General features: G+C 51.5%; 8 protein-coding genes. All 8 read right to left on the reverse strand.

The window, feature by feature from the left end; translation table 11 throughout:
• Positions 1-46: 46 nt before the first annotated feature.
• Complete coding sequence (gene rpoB, locus KAJ71_RS21990) at positions 47-4075, reverse strand: DNA-directed RNA polymerase subunit beta (RefSeq protein WP_248947632.1); 4029 nt, start codon at positions 4073-4075, stop codon at positions 47-49.
• 332 nt (positions 4076-4407) lie between these two features.
• Positions 4408-4773 (reverse strand): 50S ribosomal protein L7/L12, encoded by a 366-nt coding sequence (rplL, locus tag KAJ71_RS21995; RefSeq protein WP_021182158.1) that lies wholly within the window; start codon positions 4771-4773, stop codon positions 4408-4410.
• A 65-nt stretch (positions 4774-4838) separates the two neighbouring features.
• Positions 4839-5336: a 50S ribosomal protein L10 gene (gene rplJ, locus KAJ71_RS22000; protein ID WP_021808069.1), complete on the reverse strand. Its 498-nt coding sequence runs from the start codon at positions 5334-5336 to the stop codon at positions 4839-4841.
• A 332-nt stretch (positions 5337-5668) separates the two neighbouring features.
• Complete coding sequence (rplA, locus tag KAJ71_RS22005) at positions 5669-6373, reverse strand: 50S ribosomal protein L1 (RefSeq protein ID WP_248947633.1); 705 nt, start codon at positions 6371-6373, stop codon at positions 5669-5671.
• A gap of 3 nt (positions 6374-6376) precedes the next feature.
• On the reverse strand, positions 6377-6805 hold the full coding sequence (rplK, locus tag KAJ71_RS22010; protein ID WP_024531017.1) for a 50S ribosomal protein L11: 429 nt from the start codon (positions 6803-6805) through the stop codon (positions 6377-6379).
• Positions 6806-6962: 157 nt separating this feature from the next.
• The gene (gene nusG, locus KAJ71_RS22015) at positions 6963-7508 is read right to left on the reverse strand and encodes a transcription termination/antitermination protein NusG (RefSeq protein WP_025121547.1); all 546 of its coding nucleotides are present in this window, start codon (positions 7506-7508) and stop codon (positions 6963-6965) included.
• Position 7509: 1 nt separating this feature from the next.
• Positions 7510-7893: a preprotein translocase subunit SecE gene (gene secE / locus KAJ71_RS22020; RefSeq protein WP_248947634.1), complete on the reverse strand. Its 384-nt coding sequence runs from the start codon at positions 7891-7893 to the stop codon at positions 7510-7512.
• A 258-nt stretch (positions 7894-8151) separates the two neighbouring features.
• Positions 8152-8223, reverse strand: a 72-nt coding sequence (locus KAJ71_RS22025; RefSeq protein ID WP_131818057.1) for an EF-Tu C-terminal domain-related protein, incomplete at its 5' end; no start/stop codon positions are given.

An 8223-nucleotide genomic window follows, 5' to 3' on the forward strand; every position in this document is an offset into this window, starting at 1 on the left:
CCACCCTCAGGCTCCCTAAGGTCGGGAGCCTGAGCTGGAATAGCGATTAGTCGCCTTCCAGTTCGATGTTGATACCCAGCGAGCGGATTTCTTTCAACAGTACGTTGAAGGACTCCGGCATGCCTGGTTCCATACGGTGATCGCCATCCACGATGTTTTTGTACATCTTGGTACGGCCGTTGACGTCATCCGACTTAACGGTAAGCATTTCCTGCAAGGTGTAAGCTGCGCCGTATGCCTCCAGCGCCCACACTTCCATCTCACCGAAGCGCTGACCACCGAATTGCGCCTTACCACCCAGCGGCTGCTGAGTTACCAAGCTGTAAGAACCGGTAGAACGCGCGTGCATCTTATCGTCAACCAAGTGGTTCAGTTTCAGCATGTACATATAGCCGACGGTTACCTGGCGCTCGAACTGCTCGCCGGTACGGCCATCAAACAGCGTAATCTGACCTGAAGTCGGGATACCGCCCATTTCCAGCAGTTGCTTGATTTCTGACTCTTTCGCACCATCGAAGACTGGGGTTGCGATTGGCATACCTTTTTTCAGGTTCTCTGCCAGACGCAAGACTTCGTCGTCGGTGAAGGTGTTCAGGTCAACTTTCTGGCAAACGCCGTCACCCAGATCGTAAGCCTTCTGGATGAATTCACGCAGCTTGGCCACTTCCTGTTGCTGCTTGAGCATTTGGTTGATCTTCTCACCAATGCCTTTCGCCGCCATACCCAGGTGAGTTTCCAGGATCTGACCGATGTTCATACGCGATGGAACGCCCAGCGGGTTCAGAACGATGTCAACCGGCGTACCGTTTTCATCGTAAGGCATATCTTCGATCGGGTTGATCTTGGAGATAACACCCTTGTTACCGTGGCGGCCTGCCATCTTGTCACCCGGTTGGATCTGACGCTTAACGGCCAGATACACCTTGACGATTTTCAGCACGCCTGGTGCCAGATCGTCGCCTTGGGTGATCTTACGACGCTTGGCATCCAGCTTCTTCTCGAAGTCGGATTTCAATTCGTCGTACTGCTCTGCCAGCTGTTCCAGCTGGTTTTGCTTGTCTTCGTCGGTCAAGCCCAGTTCCAGCCAGCGATCGCGTGGCAGTTTGCTCAGCTTCTCGGCTTCGATACCACCAGAAACCAGTACCGCATGGATACGAGCGAACAGGCCAGCTTCCAGGATCTGCAGCTCTTCAGTCAGGTCTTTCTTCGCCTGCTTCAGCTGCATCTCTTCGATTTCCAACGCACGCTTGTCTTTGTCCACGCCATCGCGGGTGAAGACCTGCACGTCGATAACCGTACCGGAAACGCCGTTTGGTACGCGCAGAGAAGAGTCTTTAACGTCAGACGCTTTCTCACCGAAGATCGCACGCAGCAGCTTCTCTTCTGGCGTCAGCTGGGTTTCACCTTTCGGCGTTACCTTACCAACCAGAATGTCGCCACCGGTCACTTCTGCACCGATATACACGATACCGGATTCATCCAGCTTGGAGAGCGCTGCTTCACCCACGTTAGGGATGTCGGCAGTGATCTCTTCCGGCCCCAGTTTGGTGTCACGAGACACGCAAGCCAGTTCCTGAATATGGATGGTGGTGAAGCGATCTTCCTGTACTACACGCTCGGAGACCAAGATGGAGTCTTCGAAGTTGTAGCCGTTCCAAGGCATGAACGCGACGCGCATGTTCTGACCCAATGCCAGTTCACCCAGGTCTGTAGACGGGCCATCTGCCAGCACGTCGCCGCGCTCGATTGGCTCACCCAGATTCACACAAGGCATCTGGTTGATACAGGTGTTCTGGTTAGAACGGGTGTACTTGGTCAGGTTATAAATATCGATACCTGCTTCGCCCGGGTACATCTCGTCTTCGTTAACTTTGATAACGATACGGGAAGCATCCACGTACTGGATCACACCACCACGTTTGGCTACGGCAGTAACACCGGAGTCAACCGCTACGGCACGTTCCATACCGGTACCTACCAGCGGCTTGTCAGCACGCAGGGTTGGCACCGCTTGACGTTGCATGTTCGCACCCATCAATGCACGGTTGGCGTCATCGTGTTCCAGGAATGGAATCAGTGAGGCACCAACGGATACAACCTGCTGGGTTGATACGTCCATATAGTCAACCTGATCGCGGCTAAACAGGCTTGATTCGCCTTTGCTACGACAGGTAACCAGGTCTTCTTCAAAGCGGCCTTCTTCGTCCAGGTTGGAGTTCGCCTGAGCGATTACGAAGTTGCCTTCTTCAATAGCAGACAGATAGTTGATTTCATCGGTAACCACGCCGTCACGCACGCGGCGGTACGGGGTTTCCAGGAAGCCATACTCGTTGGTCTGTGCGTACACGGACAAGGAGTTGATCAGACCGATGTTTGGACCTTCCGGCGTTTCGATTGGGCACACGCGACCGTAGTGAGTCGGGTGTACGTCTCGAACTTCAAAGCCGGCACGTTCACGGGTCAGACCGCCTGGGCCCAATGCAGAGATACGACGTTTGTGCGTGATCTCGGACAACGGGTTGTTCTGGTCCATAAACTGGGACAGCTGGCTTGAACCGAAGAACTCTTTCACCGCCGCCGAAATTGGCTTGGCGTTGATCATGTCCTGAGGCATCAGGGTATCCAGATCGCCCAGGGACAGACGTTCTTTCACCGCACGCTCAACACGTACCAGACCGACACGGAACTGGTTCTCGGCCATTTCGCCAACGGAACGGATACGACGGTTGCCCAAGTGGTCGATATCGTCCACTTCGCCTTTACCGTTACGGATATCGATGAGCTTCTTCATCACTTCGATGATGTCGTCTTTGCTCAGGATGCCCGAACCTTCGATCTCGTCACGCAGCAGAGAACGGTTGAACTTCATCCGGCCAACCGCAGACAGATCGTAGCGGTCTTCAGAGAAGAACAGGTTCTCGAACAGGCTTTCCGCCGCTTCACGCGTTGGTGGCTCACCAGGGCGCATCATGCGGTAGATTTCTACCAGAGCGCTCAGACGATCAGTGGTTGGGTCGACACGTACGGTTTCAGAGATGTACGCACCGTGATCCAGATCGTTGGTGAACAGCGTTTCGATACGCTTGTGGCCTGACTGGCTCAGCTTGGCCAGCAGATCCAGTGACAGCTCCATGTTGGCTGCACAGATCAGTTCGCCGGTATTGGTATCGATATAGTCTTTCGCGACCACTTTGCCCGCGATGTACTCAACCGGTACTTCAATACTGCGAATTTCGTCTTTTTCGAGCTGACGGATATGACGAGCGGTGATACGGCGTGCTTTCTCAACGTAGATTTTACCGTTGGCTTCGATATCGAAGGACGCAGTTTCACCACGCAGACGCTCTGGAACCAGCTCCATCTGCAGTTTGTTATCACGGATCTCGAAAACAATTTTCTCAAAGAACAGGTCAAGGATCTGCTCAGTGGTGTAGCTCAGCGCGCGCAGAATAATGGTCGCAGGCAGTTTGCGGCGACGGTCGATACGCACGAACAGGTTGTCTTTCGGGTCAAACTCGAAATCCAGCCATGAGCCACGGTAAGGGATGATACGTGCGTTATACAGCACTTTACCCGAGGAGTGGGTTTTGCCCTTATCGCTGTCGAAGAACACACCAGGACTACGATGCAGCTGGGATACGATAACCCTCTCAGTACCGTTAATGACAAAGGTACCGTTTTCGGTCATGAGCGGAATTTCGCCCATATAGACTTCTTGTTCCTTGATGTCTTTGACCGTACCTTCTGGTGCTTCACGTTCGTAGATGACCAGGCGCAGTTTTACGCGCAGCGGTGCAGAGTACGTCACACCACGGATCTGACACTCTTTAACGTCAAACACCGGCTCACCAAGACGGTAGCTAACGTATTGCAGCTCCGAATTGCCACTGTAGCTCTGGATCGGGAAAACAGAACGGAATGCGGCTTCTAAGCCGTACTGCCCTTCTGGATCTTGCTCGATAAATTTCTGGAACGAGTCAAGCTGGATAGAAAGGAGATAAGGTATGTCCAAAACTTGTGGACGCTTACCAAAATCCTTACGAATACGTTTCTTCTCGGTATAGGAGTAAACCATAGGGTTCCTCAGCTCGCTGGAAAGTCGAACCTATTGTCCGTCCGGATAGGGGACGGTTCATGCAACACCGTTTTGTTGATCGGAAAGCGAGAACACTTTCCGCAATACTCGTTTCTATCACGCTTAAATCATTTCATTGCCGTGGCGGCAGATTCGGCTGCGGCGCAGAGGGCAGTATATTAAGTCGTCGATAGAAAGAAATATTGGGGTTAGCCAGTAGTCAAACAGTGTGAAACGCTACTGACGCCCTACAGCGCAAAAAGGCTGGTGACCAAAAAGTCACCAGCCATCAGTCTGTTAGTTAAAACAGACTGCACTCTAAAAGCAGTGGCTTATTTAACTTCAACTTCAGCGCCAGCTTCTTCCAGAGCTTTTTTCAGTGCTTCAGCGTCGTCTTTGCTGATGCCTTCTTTCAGTGCTGCTGGTGCAGACTCAACCAGGTCTTTAGCTTCTTTCAGACCCAGGCCAGTTGCGCCACGTACTGCTTTGATTACTGCAACTTTGTTCGCGCCGATACCTTTCAGTACAACGTCGAATTCAGTTTTTTCTTCAGCAGCTTCAACAGCAGCAGCAGGACCTGCAGCTACAGCAGCAGCAGAAACACCGAACTTCTCTTCCATAGCGGCGATCAGTTCAACGATTTCCATTACAGACAGGGCTGCAACGCCTTCGATAATTTGGTCTTTAGTGATAGACATAACAAAAGTTCCTAAAATTCAGAAATAGTTTAAATACGTAAGCAAAGGCTAAGAAAGAGAGAGGCTTATGCCGCTTCTTTCTGATCGCGTACTGCAGCCAGAGTGCGAACCAATTTGCCGGCAGCGGCTTCTTTCATGGTTGCCATCAGGCGTGCGATTGCTTCTTCGTAAGTAGGCAGCGTTGCCAAGCGGTCGATTTGTGCCGCAGGGATCAGCTCACCTTCAAAGGCCGCAGCTTTAACCTCAAATTTTGCATTCGCTTTCGCGAACTCTTTGAACAGACGAGCAGCTGCGCCCGGGTGTTCAGTAGAGAATGCAATCAAGGTAGGACCGACAAACGTGTCTTTCAGGCATTCGAACGGAGTGCCTTCAACTACGCGACGCATCAAGGTGTTACGAACAACACGCATGTAAACGCCAGCTTCACGACCTGCTTTACGCAGTTCAGTCATTTTATCAACGGTAACGCCACGAGAATCCGCAACTACCGCAGACAGCGCGCCTTTGGCTACTTCGTTGACTTCAGCAACAATCGCTTGTTTGTCTTGAAGATTTAATGCCATTAGCTTTTTGCTCCTGGATTTAGCCGGGGAAAATCCCCGGAACTCACTTCACTCAACACTTTGTGTAAACACGCGTTGTTGAGCGGCTTAACACGGTGAGCAGAATCCAGCAAAGACCATTCTTTTTAAAAAAAGAAAAAATTTCTTTAGGCTCTGTCACCGTCTACGCAGGAAGGATTAAGTGCCTTGCGGCACACCTGCGGTCTTGGACGGAGGCCTGGATAGGCCAGGCTCCAACCGAAAAATCTGTTGTTCCGCACGTAGCAGAACCTTGGGGGATAAGATTCTAGATGAATCCCACCCCCAAGTCAAAGCGATTAATCACCAGGTGATTAGTTCGCTACAGCAGTCAAGCCGCTTTGATCGATAGCAACGCCAGCACCCATGGTGGTGGAGAGGCTAACTTTCTTGATGTACATGCCTTTTGCCTGAGATGGTTTGGCTTTTTTCAGCGCAACCAGCAGAGACTCCAGGTTTTCCTTCAGCTTGTCTGTGTCGAAATCAACCTTACCGATAGTGGTATGGATGATACCGTTTTTGTCGTTACGATAACGAACCTGACCTGCTTTAGCGTTCTTCACAGCTTCAGCAACGTTAGGGGTAACGGTACCCACTTTCGGGTTAGGCATCAGACCACGTGGACCCAGAACCTGGCCCAGTTGACCTACAACGCGCATTGCATCCGGGGAAGCAATAACCACGTCGAAGTTCATCTCGCCTTTCTTGATCTGGTCAGCCAGGTCTTCCATACCTACCAGCTCTGCGCCTGCAGCTTTAGCAGCTTCAGCGTTAGGGCCTTGGGCAAATACGGCAACGCGAACGCTGCGACCGGTGCCGTGTGGCAGAACGGTAGCACCACGTACGTTTTGGTCTGATTTACGAGCGTCGATGCCGAGGTTAACAGCAACGTCAACGCTTTCTACGAATTTAGCGGTGGCCAGCTCTTTCAGCAGAGCAACAGCTTCGAGGATGTCATACTGTTTAGTAGCATCAACTTTGTCACGGATCACGCGCATGCGCTTGGTCAGCTTAGCCATTTCTTAATCCTCCACTACCAGGCCCATGGAACGAGCAGTACCTTCGATGGAGCGAATCATCGCTTCAACGTCAGAACCAGTCATGTCCGCAGCTTTGGTTTCTGCGATTTCACGTACCTGTGCACTAGTCACTTTGCCAACTTTATCTTTGTTCGGCTTGCCGGAACCAGATTTAACACCAGCCGCTTTCTTCAGCAGAACTGCTGCCGGCGGGGTTTTGGTTACGAAAGTGAAGGAGCGATCAGAATAAACTGTAATAACAACCGGGATCGGCAGGCCTTTCTCAACGCTGTCAGTCTTAGCGTTAAATGCCTTACAGAATTCCATGATGTTAACACCTTGCTGACCCAGAGCTGGACCAACTGGTGGACTTGGGTTAGCCATACCGGCTGCAACTTGCAGCTTAACGTAGGCTTGTACTTTCTTGGCCATTGAAATTTCCTCGTTTGGGTAATATCGCCTCCGGAGAGGCTCCCCGTGTTTCGTCTCGCTGCAAGAGCAAGACATCTAAAAACAAAAGGCGCGAAATTGTAGTTCAATTTCGCGCCTCTGACAAGCCACAAATCTGCTCATCTTGCTGATTATTTGATCAGCCTTTTTCTACCTGGCTAAAGTCCAGTTCCACCGGCGTTGCACGGCCAAAGATGGAAACAGACACTTTCAGGCGGCTCTTCTCGTAGTCCACTTCTTCAACGACACCGTTAAAGTCAGCAAATGGACCATCGTTGACGCGCACCAGTTCACCCGGCTCGAACAGCGTTTTCGGACGTGGTTTATCACCAGCCTGCTGCAAGCGGTTCATAATGGCGTCCACTTCTTTATCGCTGATCGGTGCAGGACGATCGGAAGTTCCACCGATGAAGCCCATAACACGAGGAACACTGCGCACCAAGTGCCAGCTGGCGTCATTCATCACCATCTGAACCAGTACATAGCCAGGGAAGAATTTACGCTCACTCTTACGACGTAGACCACCACGGATCTCCACCACTTCTTCGGTGGGCACCATGACTTCGCCGAACAGCTCTTCCATATCGTGCAGTTTGATATGTTCACGCAGCGATTGCGCTACGCGACCTTCAAAACCGGAAAACGCCTGAACGACGTACCAGCGTTTTTTTGGGGCTTCAGACATTTTAGAACCTCAGGCCAGTAATAAACGATACCAGACGGACCAATATACCATCCAGGCCCCACAGAATCAGTGACATCACGGCGGTTACCGCGGCAACGATCAACGTGGTGTGTAACGTTTCCTGACGAGTTGGCCAGATCACTTTACGTACTTCAGTACGCGCTTCGCGCGCAAACGCAACGGTGGCTTTGCCTTTAGTGGTCATCAATGCCACAACACCAGCAATGGCAATAACCACGACAACGGCCAACGCACGCAGCGGCAGGCTGAAATCACGGTAGTAATAGTTACCGACGATAGCCACAACCAACAGAACGGCGACGATTGACCACTTGGCCGCTTCTAGGCCGCGCCCGCTCCCTTGAGCCTCGGTATTCGCACTCATAAACCAACCTGTCACTAATGATTCGAACAAACAACTTTGCCTCGCAATGCGAGGCAAACCAAACCGAACAGATGCCGCTTGGCAGCATCTCGGTGTTTTACGCCATGACGTATTTCAGTCAATACCGTTTAAAAGAGCCCATCTCACCAATGATTATGACTGCAAAATCGCTGATGAGATAGGTTCTAGTTCACAGCGTATAAAAAGGGCATCAAATGATGCCCTTTTATCACATGTCGCGTCAAATATTATCCGCGATTAAGCGATAACTTTAGCAACAACGCCCGCACCTACAGTACGGCCGCCTTCACGGATTGCGAAACGCAAGCC

This window comes from Serratia silvae (assembly GCF_023282985.1).
Classification (GTDB): Bacteria; Pseudomonadota; Gammaproteobacteria; order Enterobacterales; family Enterobacteriaceae; genus Chania; species Chania silvae.

Bases quoted from the DNA above. Each gene is read 5' to 3' on its own strand.
- rpoB (WP_248947632.1), bottom strand. From the start codon at position 4,075: ATGGTTTACTCCTATACCGAGAAGAAACGTATTCGTAAGGATTTTGGT.
- rplL (WP_021182158.1), bottom strand. From the start codon at position 4,773: ATGTCTATCACTAAAGACCAAATTATCGAAGGCGTTGCAGCCCTGTCT.
- rplJ (WP_021808069.1), bottom strand. From the start codon at position 5,336: ATGGCATTAAATCTTCAAGACAAACAAGCGATTGTTGCTGAAGTCAAC.
- rplA (WP_248947633.1), bottom strand. From the start codon at position 6,373: ATGGCTAAGCTGACCAAGCGCATGCGCGTGATCCGTGACAAAGTTGAT.
- rplK (WP_024531017.1), bottom strand. From the start codon at position 6,805: ATGGCCAAGAAAGTACAAGCCTACGTTAAGCTGCAAGTTGCAGCCGGT.
- nusG (WP_025121547.1), bottom strand. From the start codon at position 7,508: ATGTCTGAAGCCCCAAAAAAACGCTGGTACGTCGTTCAGGCGTTTTCC.
- secE (WP_248947634.1), bottom strand. From the start codon at position 7,893: ATGAGTGCGAATACCGAGGCTCAAGGGAGCGGGCGCGGCCTAGAAGCG.